Source organism: Klebsiella africana, from assembly GCF_020526085.1.
Classification (GTDB): domain Bacteria; phylum Pseudomonadota; class Gammaproteobacteria; order Enterobacterales; family Enterobacteriaceae; genus Klebsiella; species Klebsiella africana.
In genome coordinates, this window is the sequence record NZ_CP084874.1 from 4,141,617 (window position 1) to 4,168,253 (window position 26,637).

The following is a 26,637-nucleotide window of genomic DNA, read 5'->3' on the forward strand; positions in this document are numbered from 1 at the left end:
ACGATGAAAAAGGATGCCCTCCGTTCAGGGCTACGCTATCTGGTGGTGCTGATAGCCCTGTTCTTTCCCGTTACCGGATCCTGGGCCAGCGTCACCATTGTAGGCAGTCGGATTATTTATTCATCGGCCGTCGCCTCAGTCGATGTACAGCTAAAAAATAACGATGACTTTCCCTATATCGTACAAACCTGGTTTGACAATGGCGATCTGCATACTGGGCCGGAGAACGCGAGCGGCATTCCTTTTATCTCTACACCGCCAGTATTTCGAATCCAGCCGAAATCAGGACAGATCGTCCGCGTAGTGTATAGCCAGAGTAAAGCGCTGCCGCACGATCGTGAATCGGTTTTCTGGTTCAACGCGTTGCAGGTGCCGCCGGCCAATATAGGTGGCCGCCAGCAAAATAAAGTGCTGGTGATGCTAAGGACGCGGATCAAACTCTTCTACCGGCCGGAAGGGATTGGTTCACCAGGTAATCTGGCGAAAAAACTGCACATCACCGTGGTACGTAATGCCCGAAAAGGCGCCGGTATTGTCATCAGCAATCCGCAACCCTGGTATGCATCCCTCAGTAATCTGAGCGTGAAAGTAAATGGTACTTCACGCCAGCTTAATGTCGACATGGTCCCCCCTTTTTCCAGTCGCACTTTCTGGATACCGGGTAACGTCAACGCCAGTTCACTTAACGGTACCGTCACCGTGACGGTGGTTAACGACCAGGGTGCAAGGATAAGCGAGCGTTATCATGTCGCTGAAGGTTAAATTCTCACGCCAAAATATCTTCGTTATCTTAGCCGTAGCCTGTGTTGGTCAGGCTTTCGGTGAAGAATATTATTTCGACCCCTCTCTGTTGCAGGGAACCGCTTACGGACAAGGTATGGCGAGTGTTAACGGACCCGACACCCCCGCCGGAGAGTATCTGGTTGACGTTATCGTCAATGGAACACTGATAAAATCCGGCGTAAAAATCCGCTTCAATCCAGTTAATGGCGGACAGCGCACCGAGCCCTGCCTTCCGTTATCGCTGATGCAGGCCGCCCAGGTTAAATCGCTCCCGGACAACGCGCTGCAAAATAGCTGTCGTCCGCTAAGGGAATGGGTATCCCGCGGTGAATGGCAATTTGATAGCGCGACGCTACAGCTCCGGCTTACGCTGCCGATGAGCGAGCTGATGCACAGGCCGCGCGGCTATATCCCGCCTTCGCAGTGGGACAGCGGCGCGCTGGCGCTGTTTTTACGCCATAACACCAACTGGACCCACACAGACAACACCAGTCAGCACTTCCGCTACCACTATTTATGGAGCGGCATCAACGTTGGCAGCAATATTGGCCTATGGCAGCTCCGCCATCAGGGGAACCTGCGCTATGCCGACAGTAACCAAAGCGGTAGCGCCTGGCATTATAATCGCGTGCGCACCTGGGTACAGCGGCCACTCACCGCAATCGACAGCATCATGGCATTTGGCGATAACTATACCGACTCCAGTTTATTCGGCAGCCTGTCGTTTGATGGTATTAAACTCGCCACGGATGAGCGCATGTGGCCGCAGGGTAAACGCGGCTATGCGCCGGAGGTGCATGGCGTAGCGTCAAGCAGCGCGCGGGTGGTCATCAAACAGCTAGGCAAAGTTATCTATGAAACCCATGTCCCACCGGGCCCGTTCTATATAGACGATCTTTACAACACCCGCTATCAGGGGGATTTGCAGGTTGAGGTGATTGAAACTACCGGAAAAGTATCACGCTTTACCGTCCCCTATTCCGCCGTTCCCGACTCGGTGCGCCCTGGTAACTGGCACTACGCTTTTGCTCTTGGCAAGGTTCGCCAATATTACCGCATCGACAACCGCTTTCTTGAGGGAACCCTGCAGCACGGGGTGAATAATCATTTCACGCTTAATCTTGGATCGCGTCTGGCGCATGATTATCAGGCCTGGCTGGCTGGCGGCGTTCTGGCAACCCGTCTGGGTGCGTTCGGTATGAATGCCACCTGGTCTGGCGCACGAGTGGAACATAACGATCGGCAGCAGGGCTGGCGCGCGGAGCTCAGCTATAGCAAGACCTTTTCCACAGGCACTAATCTGGTACTGGCGGCCTATCGCTACTCAACCGGCGGATTCCGCGATTTAGAAGATGTGTTTGGCGTCCGGCAACAGGAGCAAAACAGCGTTGTTTATTACTCCGATACCCTACACCAACGCCAACGTATTTCTGCAACCGTTAGCCAGCCGTTAGGTCGATTGGGAACGCTCAATCTCAGCGCCAGTACCGCTGATTATTACAATAACCGGTCGCGGATCACGCAACTGCAGCTGGGCTATAGCAACCAGTGGCGAAAAGTGAGTTATGGATTCAACCTTGCCAGACAGCGTTCCACCTGGGACGATGGCCGCTTCTACCACAGCGTTAACGAGCCGCAGGATCTCAACCAGCGGCAAAAATATACCGAGACAACGCTGTCGCTCACTTTATCCATTCCCTTTGACTGGGACGACAACCCGACATCTGTAGCGATGAATTATAACCAGTCGCGCGCGAACCGCTCCTCAACCCTGTCGATGAACGGAACCCGTGGCGAGCAGAGCGACCTCTCCTGGTCGGTCTACGGTGGCTATGAGCGCTATCGCAATGGAGAGGAAGGGACATCGACGACTTTTGGCGGCAATGTCCAGCAAAACACCCGTTTCGGCGCGCTGCGCGTGGGCTACGATCAGGGAAAAGACTATCGTCAGGTGGCGCTAGGTTCCTCCGGAACCATGGTGCTGCACTCCGGTGGCGTGACGTTCGGCCCCTACGCCAGCGACACGTTTGCATTAATTCACGCCGATGGCGCACAGGGCGCCGTCGTGCAGAATGGTCAGGGGGCGGTAATCGACCGTTTTGGGTATGCCATTTTGCCCTCGCTATCTCCCTATCGTCGCAACAACGTCTCACTCGATACCCGGCGGATGCGCAGCGATGCTGAGCTGACGGGGGGCAGTCAACAGGTGGTTCCCTATGCTGGCGCGATCGCCCGGGTGAACTTCTCGACGATTACCGGCAAAGCGGTGCTCATCTCGGTGAAAATGGCCGATGGCGGCATACCGCCAATGGGCGCCGAGGTTATGAATAGCGAAGGGGCCGTCATTGGGATGGTCGGGCAAGGCGGGCAGGTTTATGCCCGGATCAGCACACCCTCAGGCTCATTACTGGTGCGTTGGGGAAAAGGCGCCAACCGGCGTTGCCGTGTGCCTTACCAGTTCGATATGCATTCTCCTGAAAACGTGATTTATCTTACGACTACCTGCGAGAGGAAATAGTCTCATGCGTCATCTTCGCCGAACGTTGCTGTTTGCAGCTGGCCTGCTTTTCAGCACCGCGCCCTGGGCTAACTGCGTTAAGGTCACGGATAATAGTTTCCTTTCTGAGGCGGCGATTAAGGCGGGTTATACCGCGCGCTACTGGCGCGGCGCCTATGATGACAATATCGGTCATCTTGGTCTGCAGTCAGTCATTAGCGTTAGCGCAAATAATAAGTTCCAGCCTTCTGGTACTTTGCTTGCTAGTGCAGTGGCTAATTTCCTCACCGCCGGCGTTCAGACGCCCTACTCGGCAAAACAGGTGCTTTACCGCTGTGATTTGAAGGATGCCGGGCAACTGTACGAATTATATTCTACCAATGCCGATAACCCTTTTGTTGGAGGACGCCAGGCGAAAGAAGTTGAGGGGGCCTACTATGACGCGGAACGTAACGTCGCAGTACGGATGACCAATCTGAGTACTGGCGAATACTATAGCCGCTACTGGAAGCAGCGCCAGCTTACTGCCGATAGTTGGTTTCAGGACGATCGCGCAATCTATATTCCCGCAGGCGCATTTAGTAATGTCCTGTATGAGATGTTTAAAATCGCCGCCTCGGATCAGTATATTTATTCGGACAGAATCAACAAAGACCTCTATACCCAGCCGCGCGGTTATATCGCCTTTAAAGGGCCGGGCTTAATAACATCCGCTATTCAGCCCGGTATGGATCATGCTTCAAGCTATTATGGTTGGCCTGATTATTGGCCCGGTGCGTGGAGCACCTATAATCAAGTTACCTATATTCGCGGCGCAGCTTGCACCATTGAAGATTATCCGGCGACAGTGCTGCTTCCCACCATAACAGCAGAAGCGCTCTCTTCTGGCGAAAGCAGCGAGGCGCCTTTCAGTATAACGCTGGAGTGCGAAGCCGGCGCGATGTCTTCAACTCACCCCACAACCCAGGTTGCTAATGTCGCCATGGGCTTTTTAGTCAATCAGCCAGCGGCTGTTGCTGCCGCGCGCCGCCTGGGTCTGACGACGACCGGTGGCGGATTGACCTGGTTACTGGATACGCATTATGGCGAAAAGGGCGTGGCTTCCGGAGTAGGAATACGGATTTACGATGAGCGCGGTGCGCCGCTTAACCTGTTACCAGACAAAACGAGTACGGGAACGGGCAATGCCCGTGGCTGGTATGGGTATAAGGAGCTCACGGTACAAACCGGCAAAAAAGACCGCGGTTCGGTGGAAATCTGGCACGGTGATTTTACGGCCTCCCTTGAGGCGCTTGGAGGACAAACGGTAACGGTGGGGAGCGTGAATGCGCAGTTACAGGCAGTGGTTAGTTTTCAGTAAGGCTTTGTTAGCGCTACTGTTGCTGGCAGGCATCGCTCCGGCGCCGTTTGCTGCGGTTAATATTGATCGAACCCGGATCGTCTTTGCCGCTAATGATGTTGTCCAGTCGCTGACACTCACAAACGATAGCGTGACGCCGATGCTGTTACAGGTCTGGACCGATGCCGGAGAGACGGCCTCTTCGCCAGACAGTAGCCGCACGCCGCTGGTGGTCTTGCCCCCTGTCTTTAAAATGCAGCCGGATGAGTTGAGAACGCTTCGTGTGATGCTGAGCTCGCGCCGTAGTTTGCCTGGGGATCGGGAAAGCCTTTTCTGGCTTAATATTTACCAGATCCCCCCCGAGCAGAATGCAACAGACAGCGTCACTCGCAAATTAGTGTTACCCCTGCGATTACGGTTAAAGGTATTTATTCGTCCGCACAGCTTAAAGGCCCCCACCAGCAACGATGAGCGGAAACTATGCTTCAGTATCGCTTCGCAGGGCATCACGATAACCAATCCGACCCCGTGGTATATGAGCCTGGCTGTCGCGCCGATAAAGGGAATAAGCATCGGAAACATCATGCTCGCGCCGTATGAGCAGCGCGATGTCGCGCTTTCTACTATGCCAGCGGTGGGGTCAACAGTAGACTATGCGGTGATTAACGATTCGGGGAACTGGCGGACATATACCGCAACCATTATGGATAAAGAGATTTGAGCACCGTTTTTGATTACCTAGCGTGAATCAGAACCTCACTCTTCTGCCACTCTATTGCAAATGGCAGTTATGGCGGTTATCTGGTGCGGTCTGTGCAGTTCACGCTTCGCTCAAAGCATATATTTGTACGCAGGAAAAATGCTGAAAGTAAATGGTTCGTTTTGCTGGGATATTTGCATCTTATCCTTATTATTGCCACTCAACCTCATCTCTGTTGCCCTTACTGACGTTGCACTCGTTGCACATGATTTGCAGATTGGCAATATCGAGGGCTAAATGCGGGTAAAGAGAACGCGGTTTAATATGATCAACGTGCATCACCATCCCGTCACTGGCGCCGCGCCCGCATACGCAACATTTATTGCCGTAGCATTGGAATGCCTGGTAACGTAAACGCCGCCACTCCCGTGAGCGGTAGAACGTATCAGCCTCTTTAGCAGCTTGCTGCCGCAGCGCCTGCTCACGCCGGTACTGTTCGAATAAAATGACATGCCCTTCAGCTTTAGGGTAATTTCCCCAGGCATCCGTCGCTGGCGGTGTGTCGGGCTTCTCCTGTACCTTCGCCGTGTCCGGAGGATAGAGTTTGCCCGTAACCTTTTGTACTAGCTTGAAAAGTACCCATACGACTACGGCCAGAATGACTAACGTTTCCACTCCCTCGCCTTATTCTCGTTCAAAGATGATTGCTGCTATTTATTTTATGTAAGCGACATATTGATTGGCATTATACCCTTGTATCGATGAATTCGCGTTAGCGCAAGGCTCCCCCCCCCAGCTCATCCACCATCAGGCGACTCATCGCTTTTGTGCCCCTTCTCTCCCAACCGTACGTTGTAATCCCCCAGAACACGTCATGGTCAGCTACGACGAACTGAAGGTCTGAAGGTAGTCGGTAGCGCCTCACGACGCTACCGACATACCGGTTAACGCGCCATCAGAACAAATACGCCCCAGCCGAGATATTCCCGGGTCCAGGTAACGTGGTGCAGCGGCGCGGTAGTCAACTGCTGGCGAACCTCCGGCGCGAAGTCATCGTGCGGATTGGCCTCCAGCCAGCGGCGCATTGTCAGCCATTTCGCCGCTTCATAACGATCCCAGCCCTCCTGGTCGGCCAGCACCATCTCCACCACGTCATAGCCCAGTTCGCCAAAGTGGGCGACCAGCGCCGGCAGCGTCAGGAAGTCATCGGGTGACTGCGCGCCACAGGCAACCGCCTCTTCTGCCGTGGCCGGACGTTTGCGCCACCATGGCTCGCCGATGAGCAGCATGCCGCCTGGGTTAAGGCTCTGCTTCAGCAGTTCAATTGTGCCTGCCACGCCGCCGCCGATCCACGTTGCCCCCACGCAGGCGGCAATATCGCACGGCTGGCTGGCGACATATCCGCTGGCATCCTGGTGCACAAAGGTCACCCGGTCGCTGACGCCGAGCTCCTCTGCCCGGGTGGCCGCCTGCTGACTGAATAGCAGACTCATGTCCACCCCGGTGCCGACGATCTGATGATCGCGCGCCCAGCTACAGAGCATCTCGCCGGAGCCGCTGCCAAGGTCAAGAATGGTGGTGCCCGGTGCCATTCGCAGCGCCCGTCCCAGCGTGGCGTACTTTTCCGGGGTAAAAGGGTTATGAATACGGTGTTCGCTTTCACTGATAGTAAAAATGCGTGGGATATCGATCATGAGGTTTTCTCCTTGAGAGCCATACGCCCGGACAGCGACCCTGCCCGGGTCGCTATTTCAGCGGTTGTCCGGCTGCGCGCGAACGTTATTCAAACCGGTAGTGTTGATCCGGTACGGCTGGCCATTCACCGACTTAATCAGCTTTTTGGTTTTGAGCTTTTTGAAGACCGCAAGGGTGCAGTCGCTCAGCAACAGCCCTTCGCGGGTGTAGCATTCAACGGCGGTAATGCGGCCGGAGGTATCGCGGACGTGCGCAATACGGCCACCTTTGGCGAGAACGTGTAAAGTCCGTTGTTCCTGACGGGATAAATTCATACTGAAACCTGTTCATTATCATGTGCGAAAACATGCCTACACCCGCAGGTGTGTGCGTAAGGTTTAAGCGCAGCGATAATCAGTCCGGCCTGGGCAGGTCGGGAAGCTGATTATCTGATAATGACATTCTCCAGCATCGAAGCCTCTATGAGCATTGAAAGGTATTTACCCGCTGAATACTAACACCCTCGTTTCATAAGGGTATTGCACAGATTAAAAACTGTGATCGGTGTTACGATTTACCCTAAACCTTCTCCACATTTTGCGCTATCCGCCATCCGCTCTGTTCCTCAACGTTAGCCTCCACCTTATCCCCCCTCCGTATTGTTAAATAATTGTTGTCAGATCACAAAATGGAAACAAAAAGGCCATTTCGTACGCATTTTATAAAAATGTAGATATTTTTAATTTATGGCTACGAAATGAACATCACCCTGACCTTACAGCGAGGAACGATCCTGATGAACGCCCTGACCGCAGTAAAACCGACACCCGCGCCGGTAGCCCAACAATACCCCGGTTTTTCCGTCGCCCCTTCCGCCCAGTCGCCGCGCCTGCTGGAGCTCACCTTTTCCGCCGAAACGACCACGCAGTTCCTGCAGCAGGTCGCGCAGTGGCCGGTGCAGGCGCTGGAGTACAAATCTTTCTTACGCTTCCAGGTCGGCAAAATCCTCGACGATCTGTGCGGCAACCAGCTGCAGCCGTTGCTGATCAAAACATTGCTCGATCGTGCGGAAGGCGCGCTGCTGATCAATGGCGAAGGGATCGATCACGTCAGCCAGGCCGAAGAGATGGTCAAGCTGGCCACCGCCGTCGCCCACCTGATTGGCCGTTCCAACTTCGACGCCATGAGCGGCCAGTATTACGCCCGCTTCGTGGTGAAAAACGTCGATAATTCCGACAGCTACCTGCGCCAGCCGCACCGCGTGATGGAGCTACACAACGACGGTACCTACGTCGAAGAGCAAACCGACTACGTACTGATGATGAAGATCGACGAGCAGAACATGCAGGGCGGCAATTCCCTGCTGCTGCATCTCGACGACTGGGAACATCTTGACGAATTTTTCCGCGACCCGCTGGCTCGCCGCCCGATGCGCTGGGCCGCGCCGCCGAGCAAAAACGTCAGCAAGGATGTTTTCCACCCGGTGTTCGACGTCGATTCGCTGGGCCGCCCGGTGATGCGCTATATCGACCAGTTCGTCCAGCCAAAAGATTTCGAAGAAGGCACCTGGCTGAGCCGCCTATCCGACGCGCTGGAGACCAGCAAAAACATCCTTTCCATACCGGTGCCGGTGGGCAAATTTCTGCTCATTAACAACCTGTTCTGGCTGCACGGCCGCGACCGGTTTACGCCGCACCCTGACCTGCGCCGCGAACTGATGCGCCAGCGCGGCTACTTTGCGTATTCCACGAATCATTACCAGACTCATCAATAAGGGTTCTCAGGCGAAGGAATTGAGCGGATGTATGATTTCGTGATTATCGGCGGCGGCATCATCGGCATGTCGACCGCCATGCAGTTAATTGAGATTTACCCGGACGCCCGTATTGCCCTGCTGGAAAAAGAGTCCGGCCCGGCCTGCCATCAGACCGGCCACAACAGCGGCGTGATCCACGCCGGGGTGTATTACACGCCCGGCAGCCTCAAGGCGCAGTTTTGCCTCGCCGGCAACCGCGCCACCAAGGCCTTTTGCGAGCAGAACGGCATCCGCTATGACGTCTGCGGCAAAATGCTGGTTGCCACCTCGCCGCTGGAGATGGAGCGGATGCGCGCCCTGTGGGATCGCACCGCCGCCAACGGCCTGCAGCGGGAATGGCTGAGCGCCGGGGAGCTGCGTGAACGCGAGCCGAACATCAGCGGACTGGGCGGGATCTTCGTCCCTTCCAGCGGCATCGTCAGCTACCGTGAAGTGGCGGCGGCGATGGCGAAGATCTTCGAAGCGAAAGGCGGCACCATCGTCTACGACGCCGAAGTCAGCGCCCTGTCAGAACACGCCAGCGGCGTGGTGATCCGCACCCGCCAGGGCGGCGAGTATGAGGCCTCGACGCTGATCGCTTGTTCGGGCTTGATGGCCGATCGGCTGGTGAAAATGATTGGCGTCGATCCCGGATTTATCATTTGCCCGTTCCGCGGCGAGTATTTCCAGCTGGCGCCGCAGCACAACCAGATCGTCAACCATTTGATCTATCCGATCCCCGATCCGGCGATGCCGTTCCTCGGCGTCCATCTGACCCGCATGGTCGACGGCAGCGTCACCGTCGGCCCTAACGCGGTGCTGGCGCTGAAGCGCGAAGGCTACCGCAAGCGCGACATCTCGCTGGCCGATACCCTGGAGATCCTCACCTCGCCCGGCATCCGCCGGGTACTGCAAAACAACCTGCGCTCCGGACTGGGCGAAATGAAGAATTCGCTATGCAGAAGCGGCTATCTGCGGTTGGTGCAGAAATACTGCCCGAGCCTGACGCTGAGCGATTTACGCCCGTGGCCGTCCGGCGTGCGGGCGCAGGCCGTGTCACCGCAGGGCAAGCTGATCGACGATTTTCTCTTCGTCACCACCGCGCGTTCGATACATACCTGCAATGCGCCATCGCCAGCGGCCACCTCCGCTATCCCGATCGGCGCGCATATCGTCAGCAAGGTGCAGACCCTGCTGGCCAGCCAGAGCAATCCCGGACGCACGCTGCGTGCAGCACGTAGCGTGGAGACACTACACGCCGCTTTTACCCGTTAACCCCCTGAAGACAGGAAGCGATTATGCAACTCAACGATATGACACTGTTTCGCCAGCAGGCGCTGATCGATGGCCAGTGGCGCGATGCGCCCAACGGCGACGTGATTGCGGTGACCAACCCGGCCAATGGCGAGCAGCTGGGCAGCGTACCGAAAATGGGCGCCGATGAAACCCGCGAAGCGATTGAAGCCGCCAATCGCGCCCTACCCGCCTGGCGCGCTCTGACCGCCAAAGAGCGGGCGAACATTCTGCGCCGCTGGTTCGATCTTATGCTGGAGAATCAGGACGATCTTGCTCGCCTGATGACCCTCGAGCAGGGAAAACCGCTGGCGGAAGCCAAAGGCGAAATCAGCTACGCCGCATCCTTTATTGAGTGGTTCGCCGAAGAAGGTAAGCGCATCTACGGCGACACCATTCCGGGCCACCAGGCCGACAAGCGCCTGCTGGTGATTAAGCAGCCCATCGGCGTTACCGCCGCCATCACCCCGTGGAACTTCCCGGCGGCGATGATCACCCGCAAAGCGGGCCCGGCGCTGGCCGCGGGCTGCACCATGGTCCTGAAACCGGCCAGCCAGACGCCGTTTTCCGCGCTGGCGCTGGCCGAACTGGCCAATCGCGCCGGGATCCCCGCCGGAGTGTTCAACGTAGTCACCGGCTCCGCCGGCGCGGTCGGCGGCGAACTGACCAGCAACCCGCTGGTGCGCAAGCTCTCCTTTACCGGCTCGACCGAGATTGGCCGCCAGCTGATGGAGCAGTGTGCGAAAGACATTAAAAAAGTTTCCCTGGAGCTGGGCGGCAACGCGCCGTTTATCGTCTTTGACGACGCCGACCTCGACAAAGCCGTCGAGGGGGCGCTGGCGTCGAAGTTCCGCAATGCCGGGCAAACCTGCGTCTGCGCTAACCGCCTGTACGTCCAGGACGGGGTGTATGACCGTTTCGCCGAGAAGCTGCAGCAGGCGGTGGAAAAACTGCGCATTGGCGACGGCCTGCAGGACGGCGTAACCACCGGTCCGCTGATCGACGAGAAAGCCGTGGCCAAAGTTGAAGAACATATTACCGACGCCATCGCCAAAGGCGCGAAGGTGGTCACCGGCGGCAAACCGCACGCCCTGGGCGGCAATTTCTTCCAGCCGACCATCCTGGTCAACGTTCCCGACAGCGCCAAAGTGGCGAAAGAGGAGACCTTCGGCCCGCTGGCCCCGCTGTTCCGCTTTAAAGATGAAGCCGACGTCATTGCCCAGGCCAACGATACCGAGTTCGGTCTCGCCGCCTATTTCTACGCCCGCGATTTGAGCCGCGTGTTCCGCGTCGGCGAAGCGCTGGAGTACGGCATCATCGGCATCAACACCGGCATTATCTCGACCGAAGTCGCCCCGTTCGGCGGCGTTAAGGCCTCCGGCCTCGGCCGCGAAGGGTCGAAGTACGGCATCGAAGATTACTTAGAAATCAAATACATGTGCATTGGCCTTTAACAGGAGCGACGGATGAACAGCAATAAAGCAATGATGGCGCGTCGCAGCGACGCGGTCCCGCGCGGCGTCGGCCAGATCCATCCTATCTTCGCCGAACGCGCGGAAAACTGCCGGGTGTGGGACGTCGAAGGCCGGGAATATCTCGATTTTGCCGGCGGTATCGCGGTGCTCAATACCGGCCATCTGCATCCGCAGATTGTCGCCGCCGTGGAGGACCAGCTGAAAAAGCTGTCGCATACCTGCTTCCAGGTGCTGGCCTACGAGCCTTATCTGGCACTGTGCGAAAAGATGAACCAGAAGGTGCCCGGGGATTTCGCCAAGAAAACCCTGCTGGTGACCACCGGGTCGGAAGCGGTGGAGAACGCGGTGAAAATCGCCCGCGCAGCAACCGGGCGCAGCGGCGCCATCGCCTTCACCGGTGCCTATCACGGCCGCACCCATTATACCCTGTCGCTGACCGGTAAAGTAAATCCTTACTCCGCCGGTATGGGCTTAATGCCGGGCCATGTCTATCGCGCTTTGTACCCGTGCGCGCTGCACGGCGTCAGTGATGACGAGGCGATCGCCAGTATCCATCGCATCTTCAAAAACGATGCCGCGCCGGAAGATATCGCCGCCATCATTATTGAGCCGGTACAGGGTGAAGGCGGGTTTTATGCTGCCTCCCCGGCCTTTATGCAGCGCTTGCGCGCCCTGTGCGACGAGCACGGCATCATGCTCATCGCCGATGAGGTACAGAGCGGCGCGGGCCGCACCGGTACCCTGTTCGCCATGGAGCAGATGGGCGTGGCGGCAGATATCACCACCTTCGCCAAATCCATCGCCGGTGGCTTCCCGCTGGCGGGTGTCACCGGTCGTGCCGAGGTGATGGACGCCATCGCCCCGGGCGGGCTGGGCGGCACCTACGCCGGCAACCCCATCGCCTGCGCCGCCGCCCTGGCGGTATTGCAGATTTTCGAGCAGGAAAACTTGCTGGAAAAAGCCAACCAGCTCGGCGATACCCTGCGCCAGGGCCTGCTGGCGATCGCTGAAGATCATCCGGAGATCGGCGATGTCCGGGGTCTTGGAGCGATGATCGCCATCGAGCTGTTTGAAGAGGGCGACCACAGCAGACCGAATGCAAGACTCACGGCGGATATCGTCGCCCGCGCGCGCGACAAAGGCCTGATCCTGCTCTCCTGCGGGCCGTACTACAACGTACTGCGCATCCTGGTGCCGCTGACCATCGAAGAGGCGCAGATCGAGCAGGGGCTGAAGATCATCGCCGACTGCTTTACCGAGGCGAAACAGGCATAGAACAACAGACATGCGGACACGAAGTACGTTAGTAAGGGAATGAAGACGAGACCTGCAAAACAACAATAATACGCGTGCCCCGGCGCGGGAATGTCGGGGCGCTCTCCCAGGTGACACACTTCGAGAGGGTAAATGATGGGGCAACTGTCGCAATCACAGGATTTAGGGGCGGGGCTGAAGTCGCGCCACGTCACGATGTTATCTATCGCCGGGGTGATCGGCGCGAGTTTATTTGTCGGATCCAGCGTCGCCATTGCCGAGGCAGGCCCGGCGGTGCTGCTGGCCTATCTGTTTGCCGGGCTGCTGGTGGTGATGATTATGCGTATGCTGGCCGAAATGGCGGTCGCCACGCCGGATACCGGCTCCTTTTCCACCTACGCCGATAAAGCCATCGGCCGCTGGGCGGGGTATACCATCGGCTGGCTGTACTGGTGGTTCTGGGTCCTGGTTATTCCGCTGGAAGCCAATATCGCGGCGATTATTCTGCATTCGTGGGTGCCGGGCGTCCCGGTGTGGTTGTTCTCCCTGGTGATCACTCTCGCCCTCACCGGCAGTAACCTGCTTAGCGTTAAGAACTATGGCGAATTCGAGTTCTGGCTGGCGCTGTGCAAAGTGATCGCGATACTGGCGTTTATCGTACTGGGCGCGGTCGCCATTACCGGCTTTTATCCCTATGCCGAGGTCAGCGGCATTTCGCGCCTGTGGGATCACGGCGGCTTTATGCCGAACGGCTTTGGCGCGGTGCTGAGCGCGATGCTGATTACCATGTTCTCGTTTATGGGCGCGGAGATCGTCACCATTGCCGCCGCCGAATCGGACACGCCGGATAAACACATCGTGCGCGCCACCAACTCGGTGATCTGGCGTATCTCTATTTTTTATCTGTGCTCGATCTTTATCGTCGTCGCCCTCATCCCGTGGAATATGCCGGGGCTGAAGAGCATCGGTTCCTATCGCTCGGTGCTCGAGCTGCTGCATATTCCCTACGCGAAGCTGATTATGGACGGTGTGATCCTCCTGTCGGTCACCAGCTGTCTGAACTCGGCGCTGTATACCGCCTCGCGGATGCTCTACTCCCTGAGCCGCCGCGGCGATGCGCCGGCCATCATGGGCCGGACCAACCGCAGCAAAACGCCATACGTGGCGGTGCTGCTCTCCACCGGCGCGGCCTTCCTCACCGTAGTGGTGAACTATTATGCCCCTGCGAAGGTGTTTAAATTTCTCATCGATAGCTCCGGCGCCATCGCCCTGCTGGTCTATCTGGTGATTGCCGTTTCACAACTGCGGATGCGTAAAATCCTTCAGGCGCAAGGCGGCGAAATCCGTCTGAGAATGTGGCTCTATCCGTACCTGACCTGGCTGGTGATCGCCTTTATCACCTTCGTGCTGGTGGTGATGCTGTTCCGTCCGGCTCAGCAGCTGGAGGTGATCTCTACCGGCCTGTTAGCATTGGGAATTATTTGTACGGTCCCGATTATGTCGCGCTGGAAAAAGCTGGTATTGTGGCAAAAACTGCCGCTGCAAAATACGCGTTAACCCTGTTCCCGGCGCCCGCCGGGAAGAGTATTCAGGAGTAAGAACATGACCGCCATTCCCCAGGCGACGGCCATTGACGGGTACCGTTGGCTGAAAAACGACATCATCCGCGGGGTCTACCAGCCCGATGAGAAGCTGCGGATGAGCCTGTTAACCTCGCGCTATGCCCTGGGGGTCGGTCCGCTGCGCGAGGCGCTCTCGCAGCTGGTGGCCGAGCGGCTGGTGACGGTGGTTAATCAGAAAGGCTATCGGGTGGCGCCCATGTCGGAACAGGAGCTACTCGATATCTTTGACGCGCGCGCCAACATGGAAGCCATGCTGGTGCGTCTCGCCATCGAACGCGGTGGCGACGAGTGGGAAGCGGAGCTGCTGGCCCGCGCCCATCTGCTCAACAAGCTGGAGTCCTCTGACGCCAGTGAGCGCTTACTCGATGAATGGGACCAGCGCCATCAGGCGTTTCATACCGCCATCGTCGCCGGCTGCGGCTCGCAGTACTTACTCCAGATGCGCGAACGGCTGTTCGATCTGGCGGCGCGCTACCGCTTCATCTGGCTGCGCACCACCGTGCTGTCGGTAGAGATGCTGGAAGATAAGCATGTTCAACACCAGACCCTGCTGGACGCCATTCTGGCGCGCGATGCCGGGCGAGCCAGCGCGCTGATGCGCGAGCACTTACTGACCCCGATCCCGATTATTCAGCAGGCGATGGCCGGCAAGCTATAGTCGCCGGCAGAGTGAGTCAGAGGGCGGGGTTGGGAGTATGGGGGTGGCCAGAAAAGTTGCTCTTTCTCTGATAATTTCCCGGGCTTGCGTAGAGCCGTCGAATCCAAAGTCATGGATAGCGCAAAACGGTGCAATATTTATGGTTATTTTATTCATTGATAAGTCTACATTTTTTTAACCATTGCATCGACATTTCATAACACATAATCTATAGTTATTGGGATTTTATCCAACATCACGTTAATAAATAATTTTTCCCTACATCTCGACTAAATGATAAGAAAACATTATTTAATTGGCGATAAAATGAGCGAAAAATGACTGATAGCAAAATTAGAATTTATAGCACCCGCTACAGCAAGTTAATGAAATTGCTAGATTTTTTCTCTGTTAATATCTTTATCTACGTCTACCTTATTGTTCTCCACCTTACCACCACCCCCTCTTCCATATTACTTGGTATTATTTATTCACTCATTTTTATACGTACCAATGAGTATTTTCAGCTTTATACGGGACAAATGAAAGGAAGATACTTATCCATCATCGTGAAACTTTTTATAAGCGCCGGTGTGGGCGGTTTATTATCTTTTCTGTTAATCGTTATCGCTGAGCAACTGGCCAGTCGCCCTCTCTCAATTCATCATCTGGTATTAGCCAAAACCATTGCACTGTGCTCCGTTGCGGTTTTCATCAGTATGTTCTTCATTCGTGTCGTGACCAGTCGCTATTTTTTTAAGGGCAAGCGCAAAGTCGCCATTCTGGGAATAACACCCGCAGGGCAGGCGATACTTCAGGAACTGCATAAAGAATTCTCAGCTGAAGGTATCGACATTCGTTTCTACGAGGACCGTGCGGTGCAACGCGACAGTCGCCTTATCAACATCGATAAGGCAGGTAACTCACGGGACCTATTGGCGCTGGCGAAAAAAGGCGAGGTTGATGAAGTCTACATTGCGCTGCCGATGGTGGCCCAACAGCGTATTCGCCAGTTCCTGAATGAATTTTCCGATACTACAGTGGATGTTTTTCTGGTACCTGACCTCTTCTCTTACAGTGCTCATATTTCTCAGTTGCGGATGTTCGGTAATATTCAAACCATCAGTATTTTTACCTCACCGTTTGAAGGGGAAGGCGCGGTACTCAAGCGTATTGAAGATATTATTCTTGGTCTCTTTTTTACCTTGCTCAGCCTCCCGGCAATGCTGATAGTGGCGATAGGTATTAAGCTCACCTCGCCTGGGCCCGTGTTGTTTAAACAAAACCGCTACGGCCTAAACGGCAAACAAATTCAGGTGTGGAAATTTCGAACCATGCGGGTGATGGAGAACAGCACGTTAGTCACACAAGCCACGCGTAACGATCCAAGAATCACTAAATTCGGCGCTTTTTTGCGTAAAACCTCGCTTGATGAGCTGCCACAGTTTATTAATGTCCTGCAGGGACGAATGTCTATTGTCGGTCCGCGGCCACATGCCGTCGCCCATAATGAACAGTATCGCGTACTCGTCGAAAACTACATGATTCGCCATAAGGTTAAGCCAGGCATCACCGGGCTGGCGCAAATCAATGGCTTTCGCGGCGAAACAGATACGCTTGATAAGATGGAAAAACGAATCCAGTTTGATCTGCAATATATCCAGTCGTGGTCACTGTTACTGGATTTAAAAATCATCTTTCTGACTTTCTTTCGCGGTTTTGTAGGCAAAAATGCGTTCTAAAGGGATGGCTCTGACGGTGTTGCTTTATATTCCCTGGGTCCATGCTGACCTGCAGGGGAAACCGCACACCGGCATCGCCGGCATCGATTTCGAAAGTCAGCTCGGCTATGACATCGGCTACGATGACAACGTGACCTGGCAGCGCTACGACCAAAATAAAATCGGCTCCAGCTACCAGACCATTAAGCCGATGGTCAAAGCTATCGGCGAACGCTATGAGGACCGCTACCTGTTGATGTATTCCGGCGATTACCGCAACTATGGCAACGATAGCGCGGATAATCGCAACAACCATTTTTTTATGTTTAACGGCAAATGGCGATTTGGCAGCATGCACGGGCTGTCGCTGGATCTCGATGAGACGCTGGGCCATGAAGAGCGCGGCCGCGACACCACCGAAGGCTTTTTGCCCGAGCAGTTTAAAGAGTTTGGCATCAACAAGCCGATCGGCACCCGCTTCTTTAACAGCGAGCTGCGTTATAGCTACGGCGCGCCGGAAGGCCGCGGTAAAGTTGAAATCGCGCTACTGCATAAACAATTGCGCTTTCGCGACCTCGACAGCATCAAAAACGCCAGCGATGACTTTAACTATTACATGCACGATCAGGAGTGGCATGAAAACAGCCTGGTAGCCGAACTGTTCGACCAGAAAGCCAAAACGCTGCGCTACCGCTATAGCTTTATCACCAACCAGCGCCGCTACGAGCTGAATCCGCTAAAAGACAGTAATGAGTATTATCTGCTGCTCGGCATGAAGAATCGCCTGTCAGGCAAAACGGAAATTAACGGTAACGTTGCCTGGCTCTATAAAGAGTTTATCCATAATCCGGACTCACAGGGTTTTAACGGTCTGAACTGGGATATCACCGCCGACTGGAAACCGCTGGAGCCGATGAAGGTTAACTTACACAGCTCGCAGCGCATCAAGGACCCTACCGACTCCGGCGGCTATATCCTGGTGTCTAACTTCGGCGTCGGCTATGAACATCACTGGCTGGTGGATCGTTTCTCAACTCTGGTCGATTATTCATATATCACCGAAGACTATAAGCATCAGAGCAATAAGCGCAAAGATAAGTCCAATCTGCTGTCGCTGACCTTTAACTATGATTTCCGACCATCGATTAACTTTAAGCTGAAGCTGCAATGGAACACCATGCACTCAAATAAAGATACGGACACTTTTTATATTGGCCCGGAGTACTCACATGCGGTTGACCGCACCCTGGGCTACGACGATTCGGCCATTATTTTTATGACGCAGGTACAATTATGACCCTTTTTAACAGGACACTGATGATGCTTCCGCTGCTGGCGCTACTGCTGACAGGCTGCTCGACGCCGCCGCAGACCATTAAAACGCCGCCGGACGCCGTCTACCTTTTGGACCAGGGCGATGAAGTGAATATTACGGTCTCCGGGGAACAGGATCTGACGATGCGGGTAAAAATTGATAATAGCGGCAGCATTGATTACCCCTACATTGGCTCGCTGCTGTTGAAGGGTAAAACCCCTGAACAGGTGAGTAATGAAATCGCCGATAAGCTGCGCGGTAACTATCTGCAAGCGCCAATGGTTACGGTGAGCATTGCCGAATACCGTAAAGTGTATCTGCTCGGCGAAGTAAAAAAACCTGATGGTTATGCCTGGGAGCCGGGTTTAACGGCGGAAAAAGCTATTGCCCTGGCCGGCGGTTTCACCGACCGCGCCGATCGTCATGATATTAAAATTCGACAGGCCCGCGGCGGAAGGCTGCTGGAAAATGTCGCCGCCGACTCCTCCGTGCAGGCAGGAGATACCATCATTATTGGCATGAGTTTCTTCTGATATGGCAATTTCACTGGTCGAAAACGCAAAAAAGAAAGAAGGCTTTATCGACTTCACGCCTTATTTCAACAAAATTAAGCACAAGCTTATCTGGTGCCTGGCGGTGGTGATTGTTGCCGCTGTGGCATCGTTTATTCTGACGCGCTTTATGTCCTCCAGCTACACGGCGACTGCCACTGTGCTGTTTAAGGCGCAGTCGCAGGACGTTTCTCCCCTGCCGCGGTTGGAAAACTATGACTCCACGCGCAACGATTACTACGAGACCAAATACGCTTTAATGGGATCGCGGGTAGTACTCGACGCCGCGGTACGTAAATTAAAGCTGTATCAGGACAGCGAATTTAACGGTGGTGATAATCTTGATGAAGCCGCGCGCATCAATAATGCCATTCAGGCGCTGCAAAAAAGCCTGACTATTTCCGGCGTGCGCACCACCCAGCTGGTTGCCGTATCGATGGAAGCGAAATCGCCACAGAAAGCCGCCGATATCGCCAACGGCGTCGCCCAGGCCTTCATCGATTACAGCCTTCAGCAGAAGCAAAACACGTTGCTTCAGGCGCAGGGCTGGAACGAAAAAATGATGGACGACCTGAAAACCAAAATGGAGCAGCAGAAGGCAGACATCGACAACTTCCTCAAGCAGAATGGATTGCTGACCTTCCGCAGCGTGGATGGTTATGAGACCGAACGTATGGGTATTGCAATCAACCGTCTGGCCGACGCCACCCAGCGCCGCCTGAAAGCGCAAACGGTATGGGATAAGGTGCGTCGCCAGCAGGGAAAACCGATAGAACAGATCATTTCGTTGCCGGAAATCTCCAATCACGCTCAGGTGCAGGACCTGCGAATAGCGATGATCCAAACGCGACGCAATCTTTCCGAAGCGGCAAAGCACTACGGCCCGCAGCATCCGAAATATCTGCAGGCTCAGGCGCAACTGCAGGCGGTCAATGCCCAGCTTGGCCAGGTGCTGAGCGAGCTGTTTAACGGCCTGCGCCAACAGTATCAAATCGCCCTCGACGATGAGCAGCACTACCAAAAAATGCTTAACGACCAGAAGGCTGATTTCCAGGCGCTCGGCGCTAAGCGCGACCAGTACAACACCATGACCACCGCGTTAAATAAAACCGAAGAGTTGTATAAGTTGCTGTACCAGCGCGCCAACGAGCAGAAATTGTCGGAGACCTTCTCGGTACCGGATGAGGTAATTTACGACGCCGCCGTACCGCCGGATCGGCCATCTAAGCCACAGCGCGGCCTGTTGATCGTGATGATTACCATGCTGGCGCTGGCGCTGTATATCATGTACCTGATCGTCAGCACCGCGCTGGATAAAACAGTGAATAGCCTCAGCGAACTCAAAGCAAAAACCGCTCTCGATGCCAGCGGCGAATTCCCGCAGCTGACACAACTGGAGAATGTTAAGCAGATTTTCCACAACGTTCTGTATGCCGATATGATCCACAGTCTACGGCTGGCATTGCTCAATCAGCGCGATAAGCCCGCTACCATTCTGGTCACCTCGGTACAGTCCCGTTCCGGCAGTTCACTTATTGCTGAACTATTAGCCCGATCCGCCAGCAAATCTCGCAAAACGCTGCTAATTGACCTCGATTATCTGGCTTCTCAGGGATTGTCGGCAAAGTTTCCTCAGGATAAGCAAGGGTTTAGCCAGTTACTAAACGGCAGTTGTGCCCAAGAACAGGCAATCGTCAAGCTGGATGACAAGCTGGATTTTATGCCACGCGGCGATCTTCAGGACTCATCGCTACTTCTGCTCACTGCCGAACGTTTACCCAGCCTGCTGGCAGACCTGCATCAGACTTACGATACGCTGATCATCGACGCTCCAGCGCTGAACCAGGCTCAGGATAGCCTGCTGCTGGCGGCACAAAGCGATATTACTCTGCTGGTGGTGAAGGCTGGCGAGCAGGCTCCGCAGATCCGCAAAGCGGAACAACATCTGCAGAACGCGGGTAGTAGCCGGGTGGCGAGCGTGCTTAACCAGGTGCGCGAAGAACACCTGGAAACGCAGGAAGGTAAACGCCTGCTTGAGCGCAAGATGCACGAACTCATTGCTCCGAAATAGCGCCTATGAATCTGATTAAGAGTATTTCATCCATCGCCAGTTCATCGGTGCTTTCGCAGCTGATTGGCGCCTTTTCGGTCTGGCTTATCTCGCATCGCTACGGGATGGCGGAGGTCGGCCATTACGCGATGATTTACAGCAATGTGCTGATCGGCGCGCAGGTCTGTACCTTTGCTTCTCAGTTGCTAATCCCCCGTCAGGAGGATGACGAACTGGGACAAAACGTGGTGTTCTGCCTGCTACAGAGTCTGCTGATGGCCCTCCCCTGGGCGGTCATTACCGGGCTTATCTTCGAACTTAACATTGCGTTTCTCTATCTACTGACCTTTGGTTATGCGCTGGTGCTGGTGGCGGAAAACCTTTCCCTGCGCGGCGGCAATTATCCTTTCCTGACCTTCCAGCGCATTGCGGTGTCGCTGGTGGTCGCTATTGCGCTGCTGGTGATGCCCAACCCAACGCTGTTTTATCTGGCGTGGATGTTCGGGATCCTGCTGCTTCTGGTCACCTGCCTGATTCGCCTTTTTAACTTCAAAAGCTTAACGTTGCGCCACTTTTCGATTGCGACGAATCTGCGTTTTTTACGCGAGCACTGGCAGCATATCAGCCGCGTCGGCAGCGCCGAGGTGCTGGCGATGGCCAGTAATAACTTGCCGACGATGCTGATTAACATCTGGTTCTCGCCGCTGGTCGCCGGCTATTTTTCTGTAGTCAGCCGTTTCTGCCTGTCGCCGGTGATGATTATCGGTAACGCCGTTCGTAACTCCATTTTCTCTAAATGGTCGATGGATTTCCGCAACCACACCTTTAACTACCCGGAGTATAAAAAGGTTCGCCTGCTGTTGCTGGGTGCCGCCGCAGTCTGCATCCTTGGCATATGGATTGTCTATCCACTGGTGATGCGACTTGGCTTTAGCGAGGAGTGGCTGAAGTCGATTCCTACTTCGCGCTACATGTTGCCCTATCTGTTCGCCGCGCTGGCGGTCAGCCCGCTAACGGTGATTGAACTGATCTTTGGTTCCCGACGATACTTCCTACGTATTCAGATTGAACAGTTGCTGATTATCGTCATCGCCTTCATCGCCTTTCCATATCTTGGCGTCGGGTATGAAATCGCCCTACTGGCCTTCTCGCTTCTGACCTTTGCGCGTTACCTGTTCATTCTGCTTAAAATGAATCAGCGTGCGAAAACGCTTTCGCTGCAGGAGCAGAAAATATGCAGCTAAACGCCGGCCGCTATCTCGAAGCCTATGCCCTGATGACGCTAGTGTTCTGCGGGACGGTCCAGTATTTCACCGGTATCGCGGCCGTGCTGTGGCTGCCATTTTTTATGGTGCTGGTAATGGCGGTGCTGCTTCTGATGCAGAGCCGCCCGCAGCCGCTGAGGCTCACCGGGCGTGAAAAACTGATACTGGCCCTGTACCTAACCTTTATCATTCTCGGGTTGGTCTCCACCATACTGCAGTCGGGGATCGTGACCGCTATCGTCGGCTTTAAAAACGAACTGGCGCTCTCGCTTGTGATGTTGTGCATGCTGCTGGGCATGTTTAGTGAATCGCAACTGCACCGTCTGACCCGGCTGTTCTACTGGATCTACTATGTGCAGATCCCGGTGGCTATCTATCAAGTCATATTTATCGTACCGAAACGGGTGGCATTCCGCGGCGAAGATGAGAAATGGGACTCGGTGGTCGGCACCTTCGGCGGCGATCCCATGGGCGGCGGCAACACTGCGGCGATGGGGATGTTCTGCCTGCTGATCATGCTTATGAAAGTATCAGAGTTTAAGCATGGTATCTGCTCATTCAAATCGCTGGTTATCCATATCGCGCTGGGTTTCTTCCTCTGCGTGGTCGGTGAAGTGAAATTCGTGATTCTGCTGTCGCCGTTCCTGCTGGCACTGCTGTGGATCCTGCCCGGCTACGTGAGCGGCGTGAGTAAAGTCAGTCTGCGATCGCTGCTGATCATCGCCGCCGGCATGGCGCTATTAATATTTGTCGCCATTACCGTGTTGGCTTCCAACTATTCGTCGGCCTTCGGTGGCGACCCGACAAAAAGCGCGTTGTCGGTGTTTATCGATTCGCTGGGCTATATTTTTGATACTAACTATATTATGCCAAGCGGCGAACTGGGGCGTTTTACCACCGTCTTTTTCTGGCTACAACATAACGAACTATTTGGTCCAGGCGGCATGCTGTTTGGGTACGGCCTTAACGCCACCAACAGTGGCAGTACCGTCTCTCCGGGCTATATCGGCGCCTGGTATCACCTCATCCTCGACTCCACCGCGTTGAGCATGTTGCTGTGGGAAGTGGGGATTATCGGCATTATTCTTTTTATTGCCATGATCATCGCGGTTCTCGTCGCTATGCGGCCCAAAGAAACCTTTTCGCGTCATGATCTTAACCGTGAGGATCTGCAACTTCTCAGTTCGGCGCCAGCATTTTTCGTTTTTGTCATTGGCTGTCTACTCAGTCTGCCGTATAGCCAGATCCTGATGATCATGCCCATGCTACAGTTTTTATTATGGTTGTCCCTGGGGGCGCTGATTGTCATCCACCGCTCTGTCCTTTTGAACTCCGGTACCCACTATGAACAAAACGCCATCTATCACCGTCAGCATTAAAACCCTGAACGAAGCACGGGGCATCGAGAAAACGATCGACAGCGTGCGCAAACAACTGCAGCCCTATCCGCATCAGATCATCGTTGCCGACAGCTTATCGATGGATAACACCCGCGAACTGGCGATCGCGAAAGGCGCAATGGTGGTATGCCTGGATAACGCCGCCGACCGCTGCTGCGGCATCGGCCACCAGCTAGGCTGGCTGTATAGCGAAGGCGATTATCTGCTGCTGCTGGATGGCGACATGGAACTGGAGCCGGGCTTTTTGGATACAGCCGTCGAGTTTCTGCAAACCCACCCGGAATACGCAGGGGTGGCAGGTAACGTCGAGATGGACGATGCTTCGAACTATGAGTTCAAATCACGTAAGCAACGTCTTCATCTGATTTATCCGCTGGGCGATACCGATCATTTAGGCGGCGGCGGCCTTTACCGACGCGAGGCGATCGAGAAAATCGGCTACCTGACAAACCTCAATTTGCACAGCTATGAAGAGGCGGAGCTTGGCATTCGTCTGCTGGCGGCGGGATATAAACTACATCGTCTGGCTGTGCCCTACTTTAGCCATGTCTCCCATACCATGCCGACCTTTAAGATGCTGGCCTACCGTTGGAAGAACGGCTTCCTGTGGGCATCGGGGGAACTGCTGCGCACTAGCTGGGGCAAAGCGCATTTCCCGGCGGCACTGAGAATTGTGCGTAATGAGCTGATCTTCACCCTCTATCTTCTGGTTTTACTGGTCTGCCTGTTGACCTTTAACGGCAAAGTCATCGCCATAGCCCTGCTGCCGCTGCTGGCGTTTATCGCCCTGAAGGCAATTAAAAATAAATCGCTGCGCGATGGCGTGCAGAGCGCCATTAATTTATCGCTATTTTCAGCGGGACTATTGCGCGGCCTGATTAAAGCGGTCCGCGATCCGATGAAACGCCCGGCGGTGACCGTCTCGAATCCACAGCATATTGATATTGAAAATGAAAATTCTCTTCGTTAACAAATTCTTCTTTATCAAAGGCGGCGCGGAAACCGTTTATTTTCAGGAGCGCGACGCAATGCTGCAAGCCGGCTACCAGGTCGTCGACTTCAGCATGCATCACGCGGAAAATAAACCGTCGCCGTGGGAGGATTTTTTCGTCCATAACGTCGATTACCACAGCAGTCACGGCCTGATGAGCAAAATCAAAGCCGGGGTAGACTTTATTTATAATGCCGAGGCCTGTGCAAAGCTCAACACGCTTTTGTTACGCGAGCGGCCGGATATTGTTCATTTTCATAATATCTATCACCAGCTTACGCCTGCCGTTATCGGCGTGGCGAAACGCTTTGGCTGCAAAACGGTACTGACCGCCCACGATTACAAAATCGTCTGTCCTTCGTACACCATGCTGCGCGATGGTTATGTCTGCGAAGAGTGTCTGACCGGGTCGGTGATAAACGCCTTTCGTCACCGCTGCCAGCAGGGCGATACTTTCAAAAGTCTCCTGCTATCGCTGGAAGCCTACTGGCAGAAGTTCGCTAAGAATTACGCCATGCTCGACTGCATCATCGCCCCGAGCGAGTTTATGCGCCAGACCCTGCTGCGTAAGCTGCCCGACGCCCGCATTGAAGTGATCGTCAACGGTATTGATGCCGACAGCACCGTGCCCGGCGACACCGCAGGCGACTATTTTCTCTATATTGGCCGCCTGAGCCGGGAAAAAGGCGTACCGACGCTGGCGCAGGCGCAGAAAAAAATGCAGGAGAAGATGCCGCTTAAGATTGTCGGCGACGGCCCATTGGGCACAGACCTGCGCGCGCGTTTCAGCGGCCCACAGTTCCTCGGCTATATGAAACACGGCGAGGAGCTGAATAACCTTATTCGCGGGGCCCGCGCGGTAGTCGTCCCCTCTGAATATTATGAAAACTGCTCCATGTCAGTGCTCGAAGCCATGGCTTTTGGTCGCCCGGTGATCGGCGGCAATATTGGCGGTATCCCGGAACAGATCCGTGACGGCGTCGACGGCTATCTGATTGAACCCGGCAATAGCGACGCGCTGGCACAACTGATGGACAAACTGGCTGCAGACCCTGAGCTGGCCCGCAATATGGGAATTAACGCCCGCCAGCGGCTGGAAGAAAAATACGATCTCGCCCACCATATGCAGGTGCTGCAAGCGCTTTATCAGCAACTTGTCGGGGAGAAAAAATGACCATCAAAGTCACGGTATTAGGCACTCGCGGGATCCCCGATGTGCAGGGCGGTGTCGAAACGCACTGCCAGAATTTATACCCGGAAATCTATCGCCAGGGCAGCGCAGAAGTCTGCGTGATCGCCCGCTCACCGTATGTGAACTACTGCCGCAGTGAATACCATGGCGTTAAACTCAAGAGCCTGTGGGCACCGAAAAGCCGTAAATTCGAGGCCATTATTCACTCGACGCTGGCGGCATTCAGTACCTTATTCGACGGCTCCAACGTGGTTCATGTTCACGCCGTTGGCCCCGGCCTGGTGGTGCCGTTACTGCGTCTGCTGGGAAAACGCGTTGTCTTTACCCATCATGGCCCGGATTACGATCGGCAGAAATGGGGCCGGATGGCCAAAGAAATGCTGCGCCTTGGCGAAAAATGGGCGGTGAAATACGCCAATGAAGTGATCGTCATTTCCGAGGTCATCAATAATCTGATTAAGCACAAGCATGGCCGACATAACGCCCACGTTATCTACAACGGCGTGCGCCAGGCCGAACTGCCGCCTGCGGATCGGCAGACGACGATCCTCGATAAATACGGTCTAAAACCGGGCCAGTATATCGTTGCCGTGGCCCGTTTTGTCGAAGAGAAAGGATTGCACGATCTCGTTGCCGCCTATGCCGCCGCCGGGTGTTCGGTACCGCTGGTGCTCATTGGAGATGCCGACCACGCCGATGAATATAGCGAGCGTTTGAAGCAGCAGGCGGGCGCCACGCCAAATGTCATCCTCACCGGCTTTATCAGCGGCGCGCCGCTGCATACGCTTTTCTCGCAGGCCGGGCTATTCGTGCTGCCCTCTTATCATGAAGGATTACCAATCGCGCTGCTGGAAGCCATGTCGTGGTCGCTGCCGGTGGTGGTCAGCGACATTCCGGCCAACCTTGAAATTGGCCTGCCGCCAGCGGACTACTTTCCTGTCGGCAACGTTCCGGCTCTGACACAGAAACTGCAGCAATGGGCCGCAGGAGAAACAGCAGATTACCGTGAGTTTATGCCGAAGTACCGTTGGCCGGAAATTGCCGCGCAAACCGCGCAAGTCTATCAGCGCTTAACGTAAGCAG

Annotated in this window: 22 protein-coding genes; 19 read left to right on the top strand and 3 right to left on the bottom strand. The window is 55.0% G+C overall.

The window, feature by feature from the left end:
* The first annotated feature begins 3 nt into the window (after positions 1-3).
* From LGL98_RS20025 to LGL98_RS20040, 4 genes are read left to right on the top strand one after another with little or no spacing between them, the layout of a single operon-like run.
* Positions 4-762, top strand: coding sequence for a fimbria/pilus periplasmic chaperone (locus LGL98_RS20025; protein ID WP_136031944.1), 759 nt, complete (start codon positions 4-6; stop codon positions 760-762).
* On the top strand, positions 746-3,301 hold the full coding sequence (locus tag LGL98_RS20030; protein ID WP_136031945.1) for a fimbrial outer membrane usher protein: 2,556 nt from the start codon (positions 746-748) through the stop codon (positions 3,299-3,301). Before LGL98_RS20025 ends, LGL98_RS20030 begins: the two co-directional genes overlap by 17 nt.
* Before the next feature lie 4 nt (positions 3,302-3,305).
* Positions 3,306-4,640 (top strand): fimbrial usher protein StbD, encoded by a 1,335-nt coding sequence (gene stbD / locus LGL98_RS20035; protein WP_136031947.1) that lies wholly within the window; start codon positions 3,306-3,308, stop codon positions 4,638-4,640.
* Complete coding sequence (locus tag LGL98_RS20040) at positions 4,606-5,340, top strand: fimbrial assembly chaperone (protein WP_136031949.1); 735 nt, start codon at positions 4,606-4,608, stop codon at positions 5,338-5,340. Before stbD ends, LGL98_RS20040 begins: the two co-directional genes overlap by 35 nt.
* Before the next feature lie 189 nt (positions 5,341-5,529).
* On the opposite strand, the gene LGL98_RS20045 is transcribed toward LGL98_RS20040, so the two are convergent.
* The 3 genes from LGL98_RS20045 to LGL98_RS20055 all read right to left on the bottom strand — a co-directional run bounded on the left by LGL98_RS20045 (position 5,530) and on the right by LGL98_RS20055 (position 7,328).
* Positions 5,530-5,994 carry an HNH endonuclease gene (locus LGL98_RS20045; RefSeq protein WP_136031951.1) on the bottom strand — a complete coding sequence of 155 codons (465 nt, stop codon included), beginning with the start codon at positions 5,992-5,994 and terminating at the stop codon, positions 5,530-5,532.
* Positions 5,995-6,263: 269 nt separating this feature from the next.
* Positions 6,264-7,013 (bottom strand): SAM-dependent methyltransferase, encoded by a 750-nt coding sequence (locus LGL98_RS20050; protein WP_168435308.1) that lies wholly within the window; start codon positions 7,011-7,013, stop codon positions 6,264-6,266.
* Positions 7,014-7,070: 57 nt separating this feature from the next.
* Positions 7,071-7,328: a YjhX family toxin gene (locus tag LGL98_RS20055; protein ID WP_095033418.1), complete on the bottom strand. Its 258-nt coding sequence runs from the start codon at positions 7,326-7,328 to the stop codon at positions 7,071-7,073.
* A 461-nt stretch (positions 7,329-7,789) separates the two neighbouring features.
* Between LGL98_RS20055 and glaH the strand changes: the two genes are divergently transcribed.
* From glaH to LGL98_RS20130, 15 genes are all read left to right on the top strand, one after another.
* Positions 7,790-8,767: a glutarate dioxygenase GlaH gene (gene glaH, locus LGL98_RS20060; protein ID WP_136032023.1), complete on the top strand. Its 978-nt coding sequence runs from the start codon at positions 7,790-7,792 to the stop codon at positions 8,765-8,767.
* A 27-nt stretch (positions 8,768-8,794) separates the two neighbouring features.
* Positions 8,795-10,063, top strand: a complete 1,269-nt coding sequence (lhgO, locus tag LGL98_RS20065; protein WP_136031952.1) for an L-2-hydroxyglutarate oxidase — start codon at positions 8,795-8,797, stop codon at positions 10,061-10,063.
* A gap of 23 nt (positions 10,064-10,086) precedes the next feature.
* A complete protein-coding gene (gabD, locus tag LGL98_RS20070; protein ID WP_136031954.1) occupies positions 10,087-11,535 on the top strand; it encodes an NADP-dependent succinate-semialdehyde dehydrogenase in 1,449 nt (482 codons plus the stop codon).
* A gap of 12 nt (positions 11,536-11,547) precedes the next feature.
* Positions 11,548-12,831, top strand: coding sequence for a 4-aminobutyrate--2-oxoglutarate transaminase (gene gabT, locus LGL98_RS20075; RefSeq protein WP_136031957.1), 1,284 nt, complete (start codon positions 11,548-11,550; stop codon positions 12,829-12,831).
* A gap of 135 nt (positions 12,832-12,966) precedes the next feature.
* The gene (gabP, locus tag LGL98_RS20080) at positions 12,967-14,367 is read left to right on the top strand and encodes a GABA permease (RefSeq protein WP_002889795.1); all 1,401 of its coding nucleotides are present in this window, start codon (positions 12,967-12,969) and stop codon (positions 14,365-14,367) included.
* Positions 14,368-14,412: 45 nt separating this feature from the next.
* On the top strand, positions 14,413-15,090 hold the full coding sequence (csiR, locus tag LGL98_RS20085) for a DNA-binding transcriptional regulator CsiR (protein ID WP_136031959.1): 678 nt from the start codon (positions 14,413-14,415) through the stop codon (positions 15,088-15,090).
* A 317-nt stretch (positions 15,091-15,407) separates the two neighbouring features.
* On the top strand, positions 15,408-16,811 hold the full coding sequence (locus LGL98_RS20090; protein ID WP_136031961.1) for an undecaprenyl-phosphate glucose phosphotransferase: 1,404 nt from the start codon (positions 15,408-15,410) through the stop codon (positions 16,809-16,811).
* Complete coding sequence (locus tag LGL98_RS20095) at positions 16,801-18,087, top strand: outer membrane beta-barrel protein (protein WP_136031963.1); 1,287 nt, start codon at positions 16,801-16,803, stop codon at positions 18,085-18,087. Before LGL98_RS20090 ends, LGL98_RS20095 begins: the two co-directional genes overlap by 11 nt.
* A complete protein-coding gene (locus LGL98_RS20100; protein WP_168435309.1) occupies positions 18,084-18,638 on the top strand; it encodes a polysaccharide biosynthesis/export family protein in 555 nt (184 codons plus the stop codon). Before LGL98_RS20095 ends, LGL98_RS20100 begins: the two co-directional genes overlap by 4 nt.
* Position 18,639: 1 nt before the next feature.
* A complete protein-coding gene (locus LGL98_RS20105; RefSeq protein ID WP_136031964.1) occupies positions 18,640-20,727 on the top strand; it encodes a GumC family protein in 2,088 nt (695 codons plus the stop codon).
* A gap of 5 nt (positions 20,728-20,732) precedes the next feature.
* Positions 20,733-21,950, top strand: a complete 1,218-nt coding sequence (locus LGL98_RS20110) for a lipopolysaccharide biosynthesis protein (RefSeq protein ID WP_136031966.1) — start codon at positions 20,733-20,735, stop codon at positions 21,948-21,950.
* Entirely contained in the window at positions 21,941-23,350 is a 1,410-nt protein-coding gene (locus LGL98_RS20115) for a capsular biosynthesis protein (protein ID WP_136031968.1), read from the top strand. The genes LGL98_RS20110 and LGL98_RS20115 overlap by 10 nt, the downstream gene beginning before the upstream one ends.
* Positions 23,316-24,341, top strand: coding sequence for a glycosyltransferase family 2 protein (locus LGL98_RS20120; protein ID WP_136031971.1), 1,026 nt, complete (start codon positions 23,316-23,318; stop codon positions 24,339-24,341). The genes LGL98_RS20115 and LGL98_RS20120 overlap by 35 nt, the downstream gene beginning before the upstream one ends.
* On the top strand, positions 24,322-25,536 hold the full coding sequence (locus LGL98_RS20125; protein ID WP_136031973.1) for a glycosyltransferase family 4 protein: 1,215 nt from the start codon (positions 24,322-24,324) through the stop codon (positions 25,534-25,536). Before LGL98_RS20120 ends, LGL98_RS20125 begins: the two co-directional genes overlap by 20 nt.
* Positions 25,533-26,633 carry a glycosyltransferase family 4 protein gene (locus LGL98_RS20130; RefSeq protein ID WP_136031975.1) on the top strand — a complete coding sequence of 367 codons (1,101 nt, stop codon included), beginning with the start codon at positions 25,533-25,535 and terminating at the stop codon, positions 26,631-26,633. The genes LGL98_RS20125 and LGL98_RS20130 overlap by 4 nt, the downstream gene beginning before the upstream one ends.
* The last annotated feature ends 4 nt before the right edge of the window (positions 26,634-26,637 follow it).